This is a genomic window from Nonomuraea sp. NPDC049152, assembly GCF_040648355.1.
In the GTDB taxonomy this organism is placed as follows: Bacteria; Actinomycetota; Actinomycetes; order Streptosporangiales; family Streptosporangiaceae; genus Nonomuraea.
Window position 1 is genome coordinate 16,752 of the sequence record NZ_JBEZDO010000007.1, and the last position, 16,014, is coordinate 32,765.

14 protein-coding genes and 1 tRNA gene are annotated in these 16,014 nt (G+C 69.4%); 8 read left to right on the forward strand and 7 right to left on the reverse strand.

The window, feature by feature from the left end; genetic code table 11:
• The first annotated feature begins 10 nt into the window (after positions 1-10).
• The 3 genes from AB0B45_RS14985 to AB0B45_RS14995 all read left to right on the forward strand — a co-directional run bounded on the left by AB0B45_RS14985 (position 11) and on the right by AB0B45_RS14995 (position 2,562).
• Entirely contained in the window at positions 11-607 is a 597-nt protein-coding gene (locus AB0B45_RS14985; protein ID WP_358130337.1) for a 5-formyltetrahydrofolate cyclo-ligase, read from the forward strand.
• A gap of 86 nt (positions 608-693) precedes the next feature.
• Positions 694-2,199, forward strand: coding sequence for a potassium/proton antiporter (locus AB0B45_RS14990; RefSeq protein ID WP_358130340.1), 1,506 nt, complete (start codon positions 694-696; stop codon positions 2,197-2,199).
• Positions 2,200-2,265: 66 nt separating this feature from the next.
• Positions 2,266-2,562, forward strand: a complete 297-nt coding sequence (locus tag AB0B45_RS14995; protein ID WP_358130343.1) for an FmdB family zinc ribbon protein — start codon at positions 2,266-2,268, stop codon at positions 2,560-2,562.
• On the opposite strand, the gene AB0B45_RS15000 is transcribed toward AB0B45_RS14995, so the two are convergent.
• Positions 2,559-4,532, reverse strand: a complete 1,974-nt coding sequence (locus tag AB0B45_RS15000; RefSeq protein ID WP_358130345.1) for a DHA2 family efflux MFS transporter permease subunit — start codon at positions 4,530-4,532, stop codon at positions 2,559-2,561. The genes AB0B45_RS14995 and AB0B45_RS15000 overlap by 4 nt on opposite strands.
• 104 nt (positions 4,533-4,636) lie before the next feature.
• Positions 4,637-7,990 (reverse strand): serine/threonine-protein kinase, encoded by a 3,354-nt coding sequence (locus AB0B45_RS15005; RefSeq protein ID WP_358130348.1) that lies wholly within the window; start codon positions 7,988-7,990, stop codon positions 4,637-4,639.
• A gap of 268 nt (positions 7,991-8,258) precedes the next feature.
• Here AB0B45_RS15005 and AB0B45_RS15010 point away from each other — a divergent pair, with 268 nt between their 5' ends.
• The 3 genes from AB0B45_RS15010 (at position 8,259) to mscL (ending at position 10,179) form a co-directional block, all read left to right on the forward strand.
• Positions 8,259-9,065 carry an S-methyl-5'-thioadenosine phosphorylase gene (locus AB0B45_RS15010; RefSeq protein ID WP_358130351.1) on the forward strand — a complete coding sequence of 269 codons (807 nt, stop codon included), beginning with the start codon at positions 8,259-8,261 and terminating at the stop codon, positions 9,063-9,065.
• 103 nt (positions 9,066-9,168) lie between these two features.
• Positions 9,169-9,762 carry an SAF domain-containing protein gene (locus AB0B45_RS15015; protein ID WP_358130353.1) on the forward strand — a complete coding sequence of 198 codons (594 nt, stop codon included), beginning with the start codon at positions 9,169-9,171 and terminating at the stop codon, positions 9,760-9,762.
• 18 nt (positions 9,763-9,780) lie between these two features.
• Entirely contained in the window at positions 9,781-10,179 is a 399-nt protein-coding gene (mscL, locus tag AB0B45_RS15020) for a large conductance mechanosensitive channel protein MscL (protein ID WP_358130355.1), read from the forward strand.
• 46 nt (positions 10,180-10,225) lie between these two features.
• Here mscL and AB0B45_RS15025 read toward each other — a convergent pair whose 3' ends face one another.
• Both AB0B45_RS15025 and AB0B45_RS15030 read right to left on the reverse strand, forming a co-directional pair.
• Entirely contained in the window at positions 10,226-11,380 is a 1,155-nt protein-coding gene (locus AB0B45_RS15025) for a D-alanyl-D-alanine carboxypeptidase family protein (RefSeq protein ID WP_358130358.1), read from the reverse strand.
• A gap of 137 nt (positions 11,381-11,517) precedes the next feature.
• The gene (locus AB0B45_RS15030) at positions 11,518-11,988 is read right to left on the reverse strand and encodes a hypothetical protein (protein ID WP_358130361.1); all 471 of its coding nucleotides are present in this window, start codon (positions 11,986-11,988) and stop codon (positions 11,518-11,520) included.
• A 151-nt stretch (positions 11,989-12,139) separates the two neighbouring features.
• On the opposite strand from AB0B45_RS15030, the gene AB0B45_RS15035 reads away from it, so the two are divergent.
• Both AB0B45_RS15035 and AB0B45_RS15040 read left to right on the forward strand, forming a co-directional pair.
• Positions 12,140-12,212, forward strand: a tRNA-Arg gene (locus AB0B45_RS15035).
• Between the two features lie 172 nt (positions 12,213-12,384).
• Positions 12,385-13,044 carry an HAD family hydrolase gene (locus AB0B45_RS15040; RefSeq protein ID WP_358130364.1) on the forward strand — a complete coding sequence of 220 codons (660 nt, stop codon included), beginning with the start codon at positions 12,385-12,387 and terminating at the stop codon, positions 13,042-13,044.
• A 31-nt stretch (positions 13,045-13,075) separates the two neighbouring features.
• Here AB0B45_RS15040 and AB0B45_RS15045 read toward each other — a convergent pair whose 3' ends face one another.
• The 3 genes from AB0B45_RS15045 to AB0B45_RS15055 are packed head-to-tail and all read right to left on the reverse strand — an operon-like array spanning position 13,076 to position 15,979.
• Positions 13,076-14,446, reverse strand: a complete 1,371-nt coding sequence (locus AB0B45_RS15045; protein ID WP_358130367.1) for a tyrosine-type recombinase/integrase — start codon at positions 14,444-14,446, stop codon at positions 13,076-13,078.
• Positions 14,443-14,634: a helix-turn-helix domain-containing protein gene (locus AB0B45_RS15050; RefSeq protein ID WP_358130370.1), complete on the reverse strand. Its 192-nt coding sequence runs from the start codon at positions 14,632-14,634 to the stop codon at positions 14,443-14,445. The genes AB0B45_RS15045 and AB0B45_RS15050 overlap by 4 nt, the downstream gene beginning before the upstream one ends.
• Entirely contained in the window at positions 14,627-15,979 is a 1,353-nt protein-coding gene (locus AB0B45_RS15055) for a replication initiator (RefSeq protein WP_358130372.1), read from the reverse strand. The genes AB0B45_RS15050 and AB0B45_RS15055 overlap by 8 nt, the downstream gene beginning before the upstream one ends.
• Between the last annotated feature and the right edge of the window lie 35 nt (positions 15,980-16,014).

Here is a 16,014-nt window from a genome sequence, read left to right on the forward strand (position 1 = left end):
GGAGGTATCTGTGGACAAGGTGAAGCTGCGCCGCGAGCTGACGGAGCGGCGTGCCGCCATTCCCGTCCAGCAGAGGCGGGACAACGCGCGGGCGATCCGCGAAACGCTGCTCGACCAGCCATGGGTCCAGATGGCCGGCCTGGTGGCGTGCTACTGGTCGATCGGCGACGAGCCGGAGACGCACGGGCTGGTGTTCGCGCTGTGGAAGCACGGCGCGACGGTCATGCTGCCGGTGCTGCGCGAGGACGACGACCTCGACTGGGCGGTCTACGACGGCCCGGACACGCTCGCGCCGGGCCGCTTCGGGATCATGGAGCCGGTCGACACGCGCAGAGGCGTCGACGCGGTCCGCACCGCCGCGTTGCTCATCGTGCCCGCGCTCGCCGTCGACAGGGACTCGGGCGTACGGCTCGGCCGCGGCGGCGGCTCCTACGACCGCGCGCTCGCCAGAGTGGGACCGAACGTGCCGACGGTCGCCCTCCTCCACGACGGCGAGCTGATCAGCGGCGTCCCCTCCGAGCCACACGATCAGCCGGTCAAATGGGTGATGCAGCCCAGCGGCCTGACGAACGTCTCTCACACGGCCAATGATCAGAAACCGTCGTAACATCGCGCGAGCAAGCCGCTACCCGGCAGGGCGGACTAGCCCGGCGAGTACGCGACAATAGCCCTCAGGACAGGAGAGGGGGCCAGATGAAACTCGACGTCTGGCTTCTTCTCGGAGCAGCCGTCGTCATCGCGGCCATCGCCTCGGTACGGATCGCCCACCGCAGCGGTCTCCCCAGCCTCCTACTCTTTCTCGGGTTCGGATTCCTGCTCGGCGAGAGCGGCTTCGGCATCCCTTTCGACGACCCCATGGTCGCCCAGCAGGTCGGGCTGGGCGCGCTGGCGTTGATCCTGGCCGAGGGCGGTCTCACCACTACCTGGAGCCATGTCCGGCGATCGATACCCGCCGCGCTCGCGCTGGCCACCGTCGGGGTGGTGGTCAGCATCGTGGTCGTGGCGCTGGCCGTACGGGGGCTGCTCGGCGCCGACTGGCGCATCGCGCTGATCCTCGGCGGCGTGCTGGCCTCCACCGACGCGGCCGCGGTCTTCTCCGTGCTGCGCAGGCTCCCCTTGCCCACCCGCCTGGCCGGCACCCTGGAGGCGGAGTCGGGCTTCAACGACGCGCCCACCGTCATCGTGGTCGTGCTGCTCAGCCAGGCGACGGGTCCTCTGCCCAGCCTGGGCGAGTTCGTCCTGCAGACGGTCATGGAGCTGGCCATCGGCGCGGGCGTGGCGTGCCTGCTCGGCCCCGCGGGCGCCTACGCGCTGCGCCGCGTCGCGCTGCCCGCCTCCGGCCTCTACCCGCTCGCCGTGCTCGCGCTGACGTTCGTCGCATACGGCGGCGCCGTCCTCCTCCACGGTTCGGGTTTCCTGGCCGTCTACCTGACGGCGCTGATCCTGGGCAACGCCAGGCTGCCGCACAGGGCGGCCACCCGCGGATTCGCCGAGGGCGCGGCGTGGCTGGCGCAGATCGGCCTGTTCGTCATGCTGGGCCTGCTGGCCAGTCCGGGCGAGATGCCCGTCGCCGTCGTGCCCGGGCTCATCGCGGGAACGGTCCTCGTGCTGCTGGCCAGGCCGTTGTCGGTGATCGTCTGCGCGTGGCTGGTGCGGGTCCTCCGCCTCGACCGGATCCACTGGCGCGAACAGGCCTTCCTGTCGTGGGCGGGCCTGCGCGGCGCGGTGCCGATCGTCCTGGCCACGATCCCGTGGGCGGCGGGCGTCGGCGGGGCCGAGCACCTGTTCAACCAGGTCTTCGTCATCGTCATCGTGTTCACGCTCTTGCAGGGGCCGACCCTGCCGTTCGTCGCCAAGCTCCTCGGGATCGCCACCGAGGGCGAGGCGCGCGACCTCGACGTGGAGTCGGCGCCGCTGGAGGAGCTGAACGCCGACCTGCTCCAGATCAAGGTGCCCCAGGGCTCGCTGCTGCACGGCGTGGAGATCTTCGAGCTGCGTCTGCCCGCCGACGCGGCCGTCACGCTGATCGTCCGCGAGGGCCACACGTTCGTCCCCACGGGCACCACCAGGCTCAGGTCGGACGACCAGCTGCTGGTGGTCGCGACGGCCTCCTGCCGCGACATGGTCGAGCGCCGGATGCGCGCCGTCAGCCGCAGGGGCAAGCTGGCCGGGTGGTACGGCGAGAGCGGTGTGGAATGAGTCGCCCTCAAGGAGTGTTTATGATTGGCAGTCGCGTAGGTCGAGTGCCAACCTGAGGAGGAGCGCGTGCCCACGTACCAGTACGTCTGCAATGACTGTGGCGAGCCACTCGAGGTCGTTCAGAAGTTCTCTGACGATGCCCTGACGGTGTGCCCCAACTGCGAGGGGCAGCTCCGCAAGGTGTTCTCGGCCGTCGGCATCGTCTTCAAGGGCTCGGGCTTCTACCGCACCGACAACCGCTCGTCGTCCTCGACGAGCACGTCCACGACGACGCCGGCCCCCGCCAAGTCCTCGGAGAGCACGAGCACCAGCACCCCCGCTTCGACGCCCGCGCCCGCGCCGGCTCCCGCGGCCTCCAGCTAACGAGGCCGGTCGGCGTCCGCGCCGAGCAGCTGTGGGCACAGGGTGTCCAGCAGCCGATGCAGCTCGGGATGCGCGCCCCAGTCGGCGACCAGCTCCCTGAGCCCGTCCCTGGCACGTGCGAACAGGGCCGCGGCGGCCCTGTCGCCCTCGGCCGTGAGCCGCAGCGACTCGCCGTCCGCTGAACGCCTGACCAGTCCTGCGGCTACCAGCTGGTCGGCGTACGGCCTGCCCTCCGCCCGCGTGACCTTCCCGCGGTCGGCCAGGTCCTGGCCGCGCACCCAGCCCTCGCCGTCGAGCCTGGCGATGATCCAGACGCCCGCCGGCGAGATGCCGTCGAGCCCGGCCAGCTCGCCGAGCCTGGCGTAGTAGTCGTTGCGCAGGTCGGCGTCCGCCAGCCGTACCAGGCCTCGCTCGACCTCGGCCAGCGACGAGCGCTCGGCCGAGGTCGCGCCCAGGCCCTCGCCGATGTCGATGGCTCCCACCGTCTTCCTGAGCGGCTGTTCGGGGATGAACCATGACAGCGCGAACGCCACCAGCGTGATCGGCGTGGCCATCGTGAACACGCTGGAGATCGCGTCGGCGTAGACGTGCAGGAAGTCGGCCGCGAGCGCGGGCGGCAGCCGCTTGATGATCGTCGGGTCGGCCTGCACCTGCGCGGGGTCGAACCCCGCGGGCAGCCGCACGCTCGCGATGAGCTGCCGCAGGTCCTCGTTGAGCGTCGAGGTGAAGATCGCCCCGAGGACGGCGACGCCGAACGAGCCGCCGATCGACCGGAAGAACGTGGCGCCCGAGGTGGCCACGCCCAGGTCCTCGTAGCCGACCGCGTTCTGGACCACGATGACGAGCACCTGCATGGTCATGCCGAGCCCCACGCCGAACACCAGCAGGTCGACGCTCATGGTGAGCGTCGAGCTGTTCTCGGTCAGGCGGGAGAGCAGGAACATCCCGATGGTGGCCACGGCCGTGCCCGCGATCGGGAAGTACCTGTAGCGGCCGGAGCGCGAGATGAACTGACCGCTCACGACCGACATGGTGAGCATGCCTGCCATCATCGGGACCAGATGGACGCCCGACAGGGTGGCGCTCACGCCGTACACGACCTGGATGAACAGCGGCAGGTACGTCAGCGCGCCGAACATGCCGAAACCGACGACGAAGCCGACCGCGGACGCCACCACGAAGGTGCGTGTCGTGAACAGCCGCGGCGGCATCACCGGCTCGGCGGCCCGCCTCTCCGCGAACCACCAGCCCACCAGCAGCCCCACCGCCGCCAGCCCGAGCCCCCAGATGACCGGGTCGGACCAGGGATAGACGGTGCCGCCCCACGTCGCCAGCAGGACCAGGCACGACGTCGCGCTCCCGAGCAGGACGATGCCCGCGTAGTCGATCGTGTGCCGGGTGCGGGTGGACCTGCCGGGGAGGACGGTGATGATCACCGCGAGGGCGACGACGGCTACGGGCAGGTTGATGTAGAAGACCCAGTGCCAGGACAGATGGTCGACGAAGAAGCCGCCGAGCAGCGGGCCGACGATGCTCGACACGGCGAAGACGGCGCCGAAGAAGCCCTGGTACCTGCCGCGCTCGCGCGGAGGGACGACGTCGCCGACGATCGCCTGCGCGAGCACCATCAGCCCGCCGCCGCCGAGGCCCTGGAGCGAGCGGAACGCGATGAGCTGGCCCATGGACCGGCTGAGGCCGCAGAGGGCGGAGCCGACGAGGAAGATGACGATCGCGGTGATGAAGAGGCTCTTGCGGCCGTACTGGTCGCCCAGTTTTCCCCAGAGAGGCGTGGAGACGGTGGAGGCGAGCAGGTAGCCGGTGACGACCCAGGAGAGCTGTTCGAGGCCGCCCAGGTCGCTGACGATGGTGGGGAGGGCGGTGGAGACGATGGTCTGGTCGAGGGCTGCCAGGAGCATGCCGAGCATGAGCGCGATGATGATCAGGCCTAGGCCTTTCCGACGCTCTGGCATGGGTCCTTCTCCTTGCGGCGCTCGTACGGCCGAGCATACTCTTCGAGATCATTTGCTCACTCATCGGAGTATTCGCACGATATGACCACGCCGCCCCTCGCCGATCAGCGGCTCTGATCCTCCGGGAAGGGGAGCTCTGGGATGTGGCGCTTCCATTCGGCCGCCGAGATCGGGCCACCGGCGCGGGCTCGAACGGCCGCCGACGCCCTGCCCCGCTCGATCGGGAAGGCGCGCAGCGAGCCGTCGCCACCGGCGATGTACAGGACGCCGTCACCGAAGGCCAGCGAGGCCACGCCCTCGGGATAGCCGGTGACGGGAAGGCCCATCGCGCGGCGGCCTGTCAGGTCCCAGAGGCGCACCTCGGTTCCTTCGCCCACGGCGAGGATGCCCTCGGACGAGATCCTGACGACCGCCTGCTCGCCGACGAGCTCCTCGTGGGCGAAGGCGTAGCCGACGCGCCGCCACGTCCTGGTGTCGATCAGCACGAGCCTTCCATGGACGAGCGAGTCACCCACCGCCAGCGTGCGCCCGTCCGGGCTGAAGGCCGCCCCCGCCATGACGATGTGCCCCTGGATCCCGATCCTCTTGCCTGACTTCACGTCGAACACGCACAGCCCGCCTCCCTCGGGGTCGTTGGCGGCGAGCAGGCGGCCGTCAGGGCTGAAGGTCAGATCGGTACGGGCGGGGAGGCGGCCCGTCCGTCTGCGGGTGGACACGTCGTACAGGTCGACGGAGCCGCCGGTCGCCACGGCGACGAGGCCGCCGCCTGGACTGAACACGGCGTGCGATCCGGGGAACGAGCCCAGCTTGGCGCCGGAGTCGACGTCCCACAGGACCACGGACGAGGCGGTGGGGGCGGCCAGCGTCCGGCCGTCCGGGCTGAGCGCGGGCGGGGCGCCGTCGGCGCCCACACCGCGGAACCTGGCGATCCGCCGCCTGGTCGCCGTCTCCCACACGGTGACCCATGCCTTGTGGGCGAGGGCGAGCCGCTTTCCTCCGGCGCTGAAGCCCGCGCCCGCGAGGGCCGAGAACTGCCGGTACCGGGGGCCTGGAAGGCCGGGAAGCACGGCGGGTGCGGTGTAGGCCGAGACGTCCACCGTCACGACGGCGGATTCCGTCAGAAGGCGCAGGGTCCCGTCGCCGGCCCGGAGCTCACCGACGCCGCTGACCTTGATGGGGTGGGACATCACCGGGTCGACGTCGTCGATCCGCCACAGGCCGAGCTTGCCGTCGTCGCCCAGCGCCGCCACGAACCGGCTGTCGGGAGTGAAGACGACCTGCCCCTTGTAGGGGAGTTCGAGGTTGTCGTTGCTCCGCCACGCGTCTTTGGCGACGTCCCAGAGCCGAAACGCCGTCTCTCCCGTGCGCAGGGCGAGCAGGCGGCCGTCAGGGCTCCAGGCCATCGCCTCGTGCGGGAGCGGCGACAGCGGCTGCCGGCGCTGGAGATCCCACACCTTCCAGGTGCCGTCGTCCTGCCCGACGGCCGCGAGCTTGTCGCCAGGCCCGACGATCACGTCGTACGCCGCGGGAAGCCCGGTGATCCACCGGCGCCCTGCGATGTCCCAGAAGGATGACCGAGAGGTCCCGGCGGAGCTCGTCACGAGGAGCCGCCCCGTCGGGCTGAACGTCGCCGTGCCCGAAGGGAGCGCGCCGCCGATCGGCTTGCCCGAGGCCACGTCCCAGAGCCTGACCTTCTCGCCCGCGACCAGGGCCAGCGTGCGCCCATCGGGGCTGATCTCCACGGCGGAGATCCCCGAACCCACGCCCGCGAAGGAGGTGACCAGGCCTGTCCGCCGGTAGAGCCGTACCTTTCCGGCCGCCACCGAGACGAGGGTGTCGCCGTCCGAGCTCAGGGTCCGCACCGCGTCGGGCGGGGACCCAGGGTCGGTGAACGTGGCCATCTCGGGCTGGACGAGCGAGCCGTACAGGCTGCCGCGCGCCTCCATCACCGGTGCGAGGTCGGCGGCCGCGACGCTGAGCCGCATCGCCGTCACCGGCTCAGGCCCGCGCAGCTCCTCCGCCCGCGCCGCGACGACCCTGGCCATGGACTCCAGATTCTGTTCGGCCATGACCCGCCGCTGCCGGTCGGCGACGACGGTGGCCACGATCGCGACGACCAGGAGGACGGACAGCGCGGTGATCACCAGCCCGCGCCGCCTCGTGGCGCGCCGTGCCAGGGCCGTGCCCGCCTCGAGGAAGGCGGCCTCACGCCGGGTCAGCGTCAGATGCCGTCTGCCGGTGGCCGCCCAGCGCAGCGCCTCGTCCAGCGCCGCGCCACGGTAGACGTCGCCGCCCGTCTCCCAGCGCCGGGCGGCGTCGCTCAGCGCGCGATGGATGGGCAGGCCGTCCCGCTCCTCCTCTATCCAGCCTCTGAGCCTGGGCCAGGCCATGTGCAGAGCGGGATGGACGATCGCGACCGAGTCGTCGAGCAGCCCGGCGGAGCGGTAGGCGCGCAGAACCCCCGCCGCCTCGTCAGGCAGCTCCTCGGGTGGAACCCTTCGGGTGAGCTCGTTGTCGGCCAGCCGCAGGAACACCTGGGGCGTCATGGCCTGGTCTGAGGGGCCGAGACCCGCGTAGACGGACTCGGCCAGCTCACCCAGCGAAGGGTCGGCGTAGGCGGTGCTCAGCGCGACCGCCGACGGAGGGACCGCGGCGGAGGGAAGCGCCGAATGGCCGATGCCGACCAGGCCGAGCAGCAGGTCTCTGGCACTGGGCCGGTCCTCGGGCCGCTTGCGGAGCGCCGCCGACACCAGCGAGCGGACCGGCTCGTCGAGCATGCTCACATCGGGGTCCACGGTGAGGACGCGGTGCATCACCCCGCCCAGGCTCTCGTCCTTGAACGGGTCGAAGCCGGTGGCCGCGTAGAGGATCACACCGCCCCACGCGAAGACGTCCGCCGGTGTCCCTGCCCGCTGCCCGGTGAACACCTCGGGCGGCATGTACGTCGGCGTCCCCGCGACGAACCCGGTCGAGGTCAGCGACATCTCCTGCGTGCGCGCCACCCCGAAGTCGATCACCCGGGGGCCGTCGGGGCCGAGCATCACGTTGTCCGGCTTGAGGTCCCGGTGGATCACCCCGGCCTCGTGGATCGCGGCCAGCGCGGTCGCGACCGCCGTCGCCAGCCGGTACAGCCGGTCCCCCGCCAGCGGGCCCGACCGCTCGACGGCCTCGCGCAGGCTCGGCCCCGGCACGTACTCGCTGACGATGTACGGCTCGGCCGCGTCGAAGTCGAAGGCGAGGATCTTGGCCGTGCAGAAGGAGGCGACCCGACGGGCGGCTGTGACCTCCTTGACGAAGCGGTCCTTGTCGGGGTTGTGGAGCACCTTGATCGCGACCCTGGCGCCGGAGTCGTCGTACGCCTGGTAGACGACTCCCTGCCCACCCGAGCCCAGCCGTCCCGCCAGCCAGTAGCCGCCCAGCCGTTGAGGGTCTCCGGGAAGAAGAGCCTCCAGGTTCATCCCACGACCTCCGAGGTTTTCATGCGCTGCGGAGGTTTGATGCCGATGATCGCCAATAAGTTGCGGCCTGGGCCTCCGCGCCCCTGTGACCAGCGCAAGTATCACCCAGCAACCGGGCCGGACGGGGCCTGTCGGGGCCTCTCCCCCGTTTCTCCGGCACCCGGGCTTTTGGACCCCCGACGAGTTGTCCACACCCCCACCCAGCCGCTATCCACAGAACCGGGCTCCACTTCTCCTCCCACCCACCCCTTCCCGCTACTCTCTCGCCATGGTCACTCGCGCAGACATCGGCGTCATCGGCGGATCGGGGTTCTACTCGCTGCTCGACGACGCCCAGGAAGTCGAGCTCACAACGCCCTACGGTCCGCCGAGCGACGTGGTAACGGTCGGGCGCATCGGCACGCGCTCCGTGGCCTTCATCCCGCGGCACGGCCGCGACCACCGCTACCCGCCGCACCGCATCCCCTACCGCGCCAACCTCTGGGCGCTCCGCTCGCTCGGCGTCCGCCAGGTCCTGGCCCCCAGCGCCGTCGGCTCCCTCCAGGTCGAGCACGGTCCCGGCGCCATCGTGGTCCCCGACCAGCTCGTCGACCGCACCTCTGGCCGCGTGCAGACCTACTACGACGCGGGCGGCGCCGTCCACGTCTCCTTCTCCGACCCCTACTGCCCCGACGGCCGCTCGGTCGCCGTCTCCGCGGCCCGCTCCGGCGGCTGGAACACCGTCGACGGCGGCACCCTCGTCGTCATCGAGGGCCCCCGCTTCTCCACCCGCGCCGAATCTCGGTGGTTCGCGAGCAACGGCTGGACGATCGTCGGCATGACCGGCTTCCCCGAAGCCATCCTGGCCAGGGAGCTCGCGCTCTGCTACACCTCGCTGTCCCTCGTCACCGACCATGACGCCGGCGTGGAGGCGGGCGAGGGAGTGACCCACGACGAGGTGCTCCGCTTCTTCGCCACGAACGTGACCAAGATGCGCACGCTCGTGGCCGACGCGGTGCAGGCCCTTCCCGAGGAGCGCACCTGCTCGTGCGGCTCCGCCCTCGACGGCATCAAACTCCCCTTCGACCTCCCCTGACCCCCGCCCCACCCCACCGTTCACGTCGTCGCCGCGCCTCACGCCGACGTCGCACCTGTCGTGCTCGCGCTCTCCCGCCCCACCCGATCCCCTGGAGTCGCGCATGCGCGCCTGGACCCGCGCCTTCGGGCGGCGACGCCGGCTGATCGCGGCCGCACTCGCCGCCCTCTGCCTCGCCTGCGCACTCACCGTCCTCCGCCCAGGCCCAGGCCCGACCACCGAAGTCCTCATCGCCGCCAAGGACCTCAAACCCGGCCTCCTCCACGACGGCGACCTACGCCCGGCCCGGCTGCCCGCGGGAGCCGTACCCGACGGCGCCCTCAGCACCGGCGCCATCGGCCGGACCCTCGCCGCCCCCATGCGCCGCGGCGAACCCCTCACCGACGTACGCCTGCTCGACCCCGCCCTCCTGGCCACGCTCCCGCCAGGCACGGTCGCCATGCCGGTGCGCATCGCCGACGCCGACGCCGTACGCCTGCTCTCCCCCGGCGACGTCATCGGCGTGCTCGCGGCATGGGACAGCGGCCAACCCGCCCAAACCGTGGCAGAACGGGTCCCCGTCATCACCATCCCCACAGGGGAGACCGACGGCGGCGCCCTCATCGTGCTCGCCGCCACCCCCGACCAGGCCAGAATGCTCGCCGCCGCCCAAGCCGGCGGCCGCCTCTCCATGACCATCAATCCGCTCAGTGATTGATTCGATACTGTTTGAGACATGAGCGGATTCAAGAAGTTCCTCACGCAGGGAAACGTCATCGATCTGGCCGTCGCGGTCATCATCGGCGCGGCGTTCGGCGCCATCGTCACGTCCTTCGTCGCGGACCTGCTGACGCCGCTGATCTCGGCCTTCGGCGGCCTGCCCGACTTCCGCTCGCTGACGCTCACGGTGGGCAAGGCGCAGTTCAGGTACGGCAACTTCCTCAACGCGCTGGTGTCGTTCCTCGTGATCGCCGCGGTGGTGTACTTCCTGATCGTCAGGCCGTACACCCGCTACAAGGAGCGCGTCGCAGGACGGGAGGAAGTCGCCCACCGGGAATGCCCCGAATGCCTGTCGGAGATCCCCAGGGCCGCCTCCCGCTGCTCACAGTGCTGCGCCGAGGTCGCCCCCGTCTAGATCGGCACCGCGCCGCCGACGGAGCACCGGCCCTCGCCAGGCCCGGTCAGCGCAGGGAGTCGATCTGCGGGTCGTACTCCCAGTGCCAGGGCTCGTAAGGGTTGCTATAGGCCCAATCCGGGTGGAACCAGCCGTACCGCTTCGAGTTCGACTCCATCCACCTGAACTGTGCCGTCCCCGCGCTCTGCACACCACCGCACAGGTCCACCGCCATGCCGAGCCCATGGTTGCTCCGCCCCGGCACCGCCGCGAGCCCAGGCTTGCGGTAGTAAATCGACTGCTGCTCGGCCAGCGTCCGGTACGCGTCGGTGACGCATATCTGCTGCCCGAACTGCCGTTTGTACGCCTCGTTGAGCGAGACGAAGGCAATGGCCGCGTCCGCCCGCAACAGATGCCCACGCTGCTGGATCGGGCAGAGGATACTCTTCGGGATGAGCCCGTTGGGATAGTCGGCGGTCGCATCGATCCGCAGCGGATTGCACGCGAAGGCCGCACGACCCACTTTATCGATCTTGATCCCCATCTTGACCAGGGCCTTCGTCAGCGACTGCACGACCTTGTCCGACCGCTTCGTCAGCGTGGAGACCTCCGCCTCCACCTGTGCGGCGGCCAACAGGTTCGTGGCCCGCAGTTCCTGCGCCTCGGCGGCCAGCCGCTGCTTGTCCGCGTAGGCCTTCGAGATCTCGTCCACCTGCAGCTGTCTGGCCTGCGCGAGCGCGCTCGCGTCGCTCTGCGAGCGCATCAACGCCATGGTCGCATCCCCGTCACCGGACAGGAACGGCGCGATCCCATCACTCATAGGCTGCTGGTACACCAGCTCGACCAGGTCCGCGATCGGCCGCCGCATCCGCGTCAGCGTGGCCTCCGCCGCCGCCAGGTCCTTGAGCTTCTTGTTGAGCTGGTCGTTGGCTGCCTTCAGATCAGTGGTCCGCTTGTCGAGCACCTTCTGCGCCGCCGCCAGCTCATTCGCCGCCTTCTCGGCTTCCTTGCGCAACGCCGTCAGATCAGGAGCCTTCGGCAAGGAACCGGCTTCCGCGCTGTCCTCGACAGCGTCCTCCAGCAGGCCGCCTCCCACCACCGCGTCGACGACGGCGTCCGGCACCGGATCGACGGCATGGGCAGGATCGGCCGGAATCCCCAGAAATACCGAAGAGATCGCCGTGACGACCGCGATCAGACCCGCTGATCGAGGGGCTGACACGTTCGATTCCTCCGTTTGCGAACTCGTTACCTGGGTCAGGCACGCACGTTACTACAGCCGCTTCGGTGCCCGGACCGAACTCCGGACAGCCGTTATGCTCCGAACGCGCCATTTAGGACTCTTTCAGGGCCGGATGTCTACGCCTGCCTCCGCTGATACTCCTGACACAACTCCCACAACCAGGTTTCGGCCCACTCCACAGGACAGTCGCTCCGCCGTACCGGCCGCTGCCGCGCGGGCCGCTCCCGCCCCGGCCGCCGCGCCTCCACCGGCTCCTCGACCCGCTCCTCAGCCATGGGCACGGCAGCAGCCACCGGCTCCCGCGACTCCACCCCCACCGGAGCCGGCACCAGCCCGCGATAGGTCCGATCAGCATGCGGCGGCGCAGGCGCAGCCACCGCCTCGAACACCACCGGCCCGTCATGCCGCTCCACCACCACCTGACGACCAGCCTGCCGCTCGCTCATCCCCGCGGCGCTGAAGGCCGCGTCGTACCCCACGAGCTCCCCCGCCAGCAGCCCCCCAGCCAGAATCGCGGGCGCGAGCAACGCCGCGAACAACACCACAGGCCGCCCCGCGCCCCGCCTACTTCGTCGCCTACTGGTCACGAGCGCGACGTTAGCCATGCGGCGTGCCTGATCACGGGACCGCTTGTCATGCCTTTACCGCAGATCAGAGCACCCATGACTGACCCGGCCAAAGTTACCGGGGCCCGATGTCACACGCACGGCCCTAGGTTCGCTAGGCTTACGTGCGTCCGCCTCCGTAGCTCAGGGGATAGAGCACCGCTCTCCTAAAGCGGGTGTCGCATGTTCGAATCATGCCGGGGGCACACAGTTGATCAGCAGTTTTAGCCTTTGACCTGCGGCTTCTCAGTCGCAGGTCTTTTGCTTACTAGGCAGCCGTATGCCGCCGTAGGCAGCCGTAGGACAGTGATCGCGGGATATATGCGGGATGATCTTGAGCGTGTTTTGGCAGCTCGCGCCCCTGATTGTGAGACATCCGTGCAGCGCCTAGCCCTCTTCGATCTTGACAACACGCTCATTGATCTCAACGCGGCGTTCGTGCTGTGGGCTACGGAGTTCGTCGCCGAACGTGGCCTCGACTCGGAAGCCGTCGACTGGCTGATCGCTCTGGACCAGGAGGGCTTGCCGCATCGAGAGGCCTTCTTCGCGCGGACACGGGAACGCTTTGGGCTGCCCGATCCCGTCGAGGAGCTATGGGCCGCCTACCGCGCTCGCATGCCACTCCTGGTCCGCTGCCGCCCTGAAGTACTGACCGGACTGTCGGAGCTACGGAAGGCGGGTTGGCGGGTGGCCATCGTCACCAACGGAACGGCCGACAACCAGCTCGGGAAGATCGAGCACACCGGCTTGGCCGATGTAGTGGACGGATATGCGCTGTCCGGCGCCGAGGGTGTTCGTAAGCCGGAGACGGCATTGTTCGATGTCGCGGCGCGGCGTTGCGGGCTGACACTCGCCGCCGGCGGATGGATGGTCGGCGACCGCCTTGGGGCGGACATCGCGGGTGGGCGCGCAGCAGGCTTGCGGACTATCTGGGTCAACCGCGGCGGACAGCCGGAACCAGAGCACGGAGCCGACCACGTGGTCTCCGACGTCGTCGAGGCGATGAGCATTCTCCGCACGCAGGAAGGGCCTCAGTGAGACACCGAGGCCCTGTACACGCTGCTGTGGGTCACTCTTCCAGAGCGTTGTTGATCTTTCCGTTGATGGTCTCTCTCTGGCCGTCCAGACACTTGGCGTAGACCCTGTTGAGGATCTCAACGCTGTTGCCCGCGCGAAGGGCGACCTCCGCGGCCGGCACGCCCGCATTGAGCCACAGGGACAGGGCAGCGTGCCTCAGGTCGTACGGCCGCGCGGCCAACGGGGAGCTCAACTGCGCTTCGGTGAATACGAGGGCACGAGCTTCCTGCCAGACGTAGGAGTATGCCGAGCTGGAGTAGGAGCCTCCCTTGGATGTGCGGAACAGCCGACCGTCCTCCGCTGTGCCGTACGCCTTGATGTGATCGCGGAGGATGGCGACCAACGCCGGTGGGATCGGAATCTCTCGCGTTTCCTTCTTGGCCCGGTGCTTGAGGCTGCGGGACTCGTGTGTCTGACCCGAGTTCGTCCATCGCTTGGTGCCCTGCGGTCTCGCCTTCTCCAGCACGATCAGTCCCCACCCCGACTCCGGCAGGGTGCAGTTCTTCAACCGCAGGTCCGCCGCCTCCTCAGGTCGAAGACCCGCGTAGTAGATGCAGGCGAACATTGCCTTGAGCCGGACACCGCGAGTGCGACCGACCCGAGGAACAGCGTTCAGCAGCTCCTTCGCCTGCGTGGGATTGACGACGGTCCGGGGGTCGACGGCAGTAACCGCCTTCGGCGGCTTCCACTTGATCGTGTCCAGAGGGTTCGACGCGAAGGCCTTCTGCTCCACGGCTCGTTCCAGCAAGTGATGAAAGATCGCCCGCTTGCGTCGTACCGTGTTGGCCGCCGCCTCCTCACCCGCGAACGTGGCCGAGATGGCATCGAGGGCGCGGCGGAGTACGGACGGGTCTTGAAGGTCCTCCAACGGGAGAGACGCCTTCTGGAGCCAACCGAGAGCGAGTGTGCCCGCGCGGTTCAACTCGTTGCGCCTGCCCTTTGGCAGGAGTGCATGAGACCGCAGAACCTCGCGAAGCTCGTCATCGTCCGGACGACCTGACACATCGTCGACGAGGGCGGGAACGAGCGACAGCAGCGCGTACACCTCCGTCTCCCTTGTCCGCGGCGCCGTCCCTTGCCATCTACTGATCACATACGTTTGCGCGAACTCCAGAAAAGAGGGCCCTGCGGGTTCTGGCTCAGCGTTGAGCATCGAGACCGGCAGACCTGTCGCGATGTCAAAGAGCTCGCCAGCCTTCGCCGCCTGCCGGAGGTCGGACAGGAAGCTGTCGGCCAAACCCTTCGTGCGGAAGCTCTTCGAATTGGACTTTCGGGCCACGGTCCAGCGCACTACGAAGGAGATCGCCTTACCTTGGGTCCTGCGCTGGATCTCCCAGAACTTCACGTCATAGCTGGTCGTCATGACGCCTCCCGAAGTCCGTGGAGCCAGGCGTCCAGGTCGCTTCTCCAGACGCGCAGTTCCTCGTTGGGGTACTGGACGCAGACCGGCGCCTTACCCAGCTCTCTCCACCGGTAGAAGGTCCGGCGCGAGACGCCGTTCAGCTCCTCCAAGACTTCGGGGAGGGTCAGAAGCTTGTCCCTGTTACGCATCCGGACTCACCACCAGCCGGAGGGAGGCGAGGAGCGCGTCCACCGGCGAGAGACCCTTGCCGACGTACTCCCAATGGGAGATGACAAGGACGGTGTCTTCGTCGAAGAGGGGCAGGCGGCCGGTGGTGACCGCCTCGGCTCGGGCGTGCTCGGTACGGTCGGCGCGGATGTCGCCCATGGTGGTGGAGTAGTGGCGGGATTTGGTGGAGAAGTGGCCGCGGAAGCCGAGCATGTGTGCCCACTGGATCAGCCTGAGGTCGGCCAGTTCGTCGAGGGCGCCCAGCCGTAGGCATGCAGCGATGAGCCGCCGGGCGTGGTCGCGGATCGGGAGAGTGTCGAGATCGGTCAGCGGGTTGATGCGTTGGTCGAGGGCACCGACGCATTCGGCGGCCTTGGTGGCGTACTTGGCGACGTAGGAGGCGACTGCCTGTTCGGTGAGGTCGCCGTCCATGGCGATGTGCCGGATGTCGAGCTGGGTGCCCCATCGCAGGACCTTCGCCGGCTCAACACCCGCGGCCGGGATGGGGACGGTCACGGCTGAAGCAGCGTGCCGTACTGCGTCTGCCAGGGCCTCGGCGCTCGCCCAGGGCGGCGGTGGGGATTCGGGTCCGTCCGGGCCGTCGAGGCGGATGACGGCGTGCAGGTGGACGACGCCCCGCCGCTGATATTCGGCCACCTTGGCGAAGGAGATCGTCACCTTCTCCTTCAGCGCCTTCAGGGTCAGGCCGGACAGCTTGGCGAAGCGCCGGCGGAGAGCCTCGGTGAAGCGGCGCCACAGCTCAGGCGCGACGGCGTTGAACAGGACCGAGCCGGAGTAGTCGTAGCAGTCGGGACACAGAGGTTCGCCGAGGCGGGAATCGTCGGCGCTGTGCTTGGCCGTACAGGACAGGACGCGCCCGTGCGGGCAGGTGCGGGCGTTGCGGCGCGGGTGGCACGGCAGGAGCTTGGCGCCGCGCTCGCGGCGGGTATGGACGAGACCGAAGGAGGGGGCGGTGAGGGTGACGAACAGGCAGGGGTGCGTGGCCACCGTAGGAGGCACCCCTTTGCCGCCGACGAGTCCGGCGCGGATCAGGTGGTAGGTGTCGGCGCGGTAGGTCTCGGCGCAGGACGGGCAGCGGGAGGCGCGTCGGGTCTTGCAGGGAACGCGCAGGATGCCGCCGGGTTCGGTGGCGGTGCTGTAGGTGTGCAGGCGGCCTCCGGTAGCGGGGTCGACGTGCAGGACGTGGCCGCGCAAGTGGATGGGCTGTCGGCAGCCGCCGGTACGGCGGATCTGGGCGGCCCAGCGGTCGTGGTCGGGGTCGTCGAGCCGGGCGATGAGCTCGGCGACAGTGTCGGGGCTTGCCATGATGGGGTTGTCCCTTCCGGGCTTCGCGGTTCGGT

Coding starts and splice junctions, on each gene's coding strand:
- AB0B45_RS15045 (WP_358130367.1), bottom strand. CDS start 14,446: ATGACGACCAGCTATGACGTGAAGTTCTGGGAGATCCAGCGCAGGACC.
- AB0B45_RS15050 (WP_358130370.1), bottom strand. CDS start 14,634: ATGCGTAACAGGGACAAGCTTCTGACCCTCCCCGAAGTCTTGGAGGAG.
- AB0B45_RS15055 (WP_358130372.1), bottom strand. CDS start 15,979: ATGGCAAGCCCCGACACTGTCGCCGAGCTCATCGCCCGGCTCGACGAC.
- AB0B45_RS15000 (WP_358130345.1), bottom strand. CDS start 4,532: ATGCCAGAGCGTCGGAAAGGCCTAGGCCTGATCATCATCGCGCTCATG.
- AB0B45_RS15015 (WP_358130353.1), top strand. CDS start 9,169: ATGCGCGCCTGGACCCGCGCCTTCGGGCGGCGACGCCGGCTGATCGCG.
- AB0B45_RS15005 (WP_358130348.1), bottom strand. CDS start 7,990: ATGAACCTGGAGGCTCTTCTTCCCGGAGACCCTCAACGGCTGGGCGGC.
- AB0B45_RS14990 (WP_358130340.1), top strand. CDS start 694: ATGAAACTCGACGTCTGGCTTCTTCTCGGAGCAGCCGTCGTCATCGCG.
- mscL (WP_358130355.1), top strand. CDS start 9,781: ATGAGCGGATTCAAGAAGTTCCTCACGCAGGGAAACGTCATCGATCTG.
- AB0B45_RS15010 (WP_358130351.1), top strand. CDS start 8,259: ATGGTCACTCGCGCAGACATCGGCGTCATCGGCGGATCGGGGTTCTAC.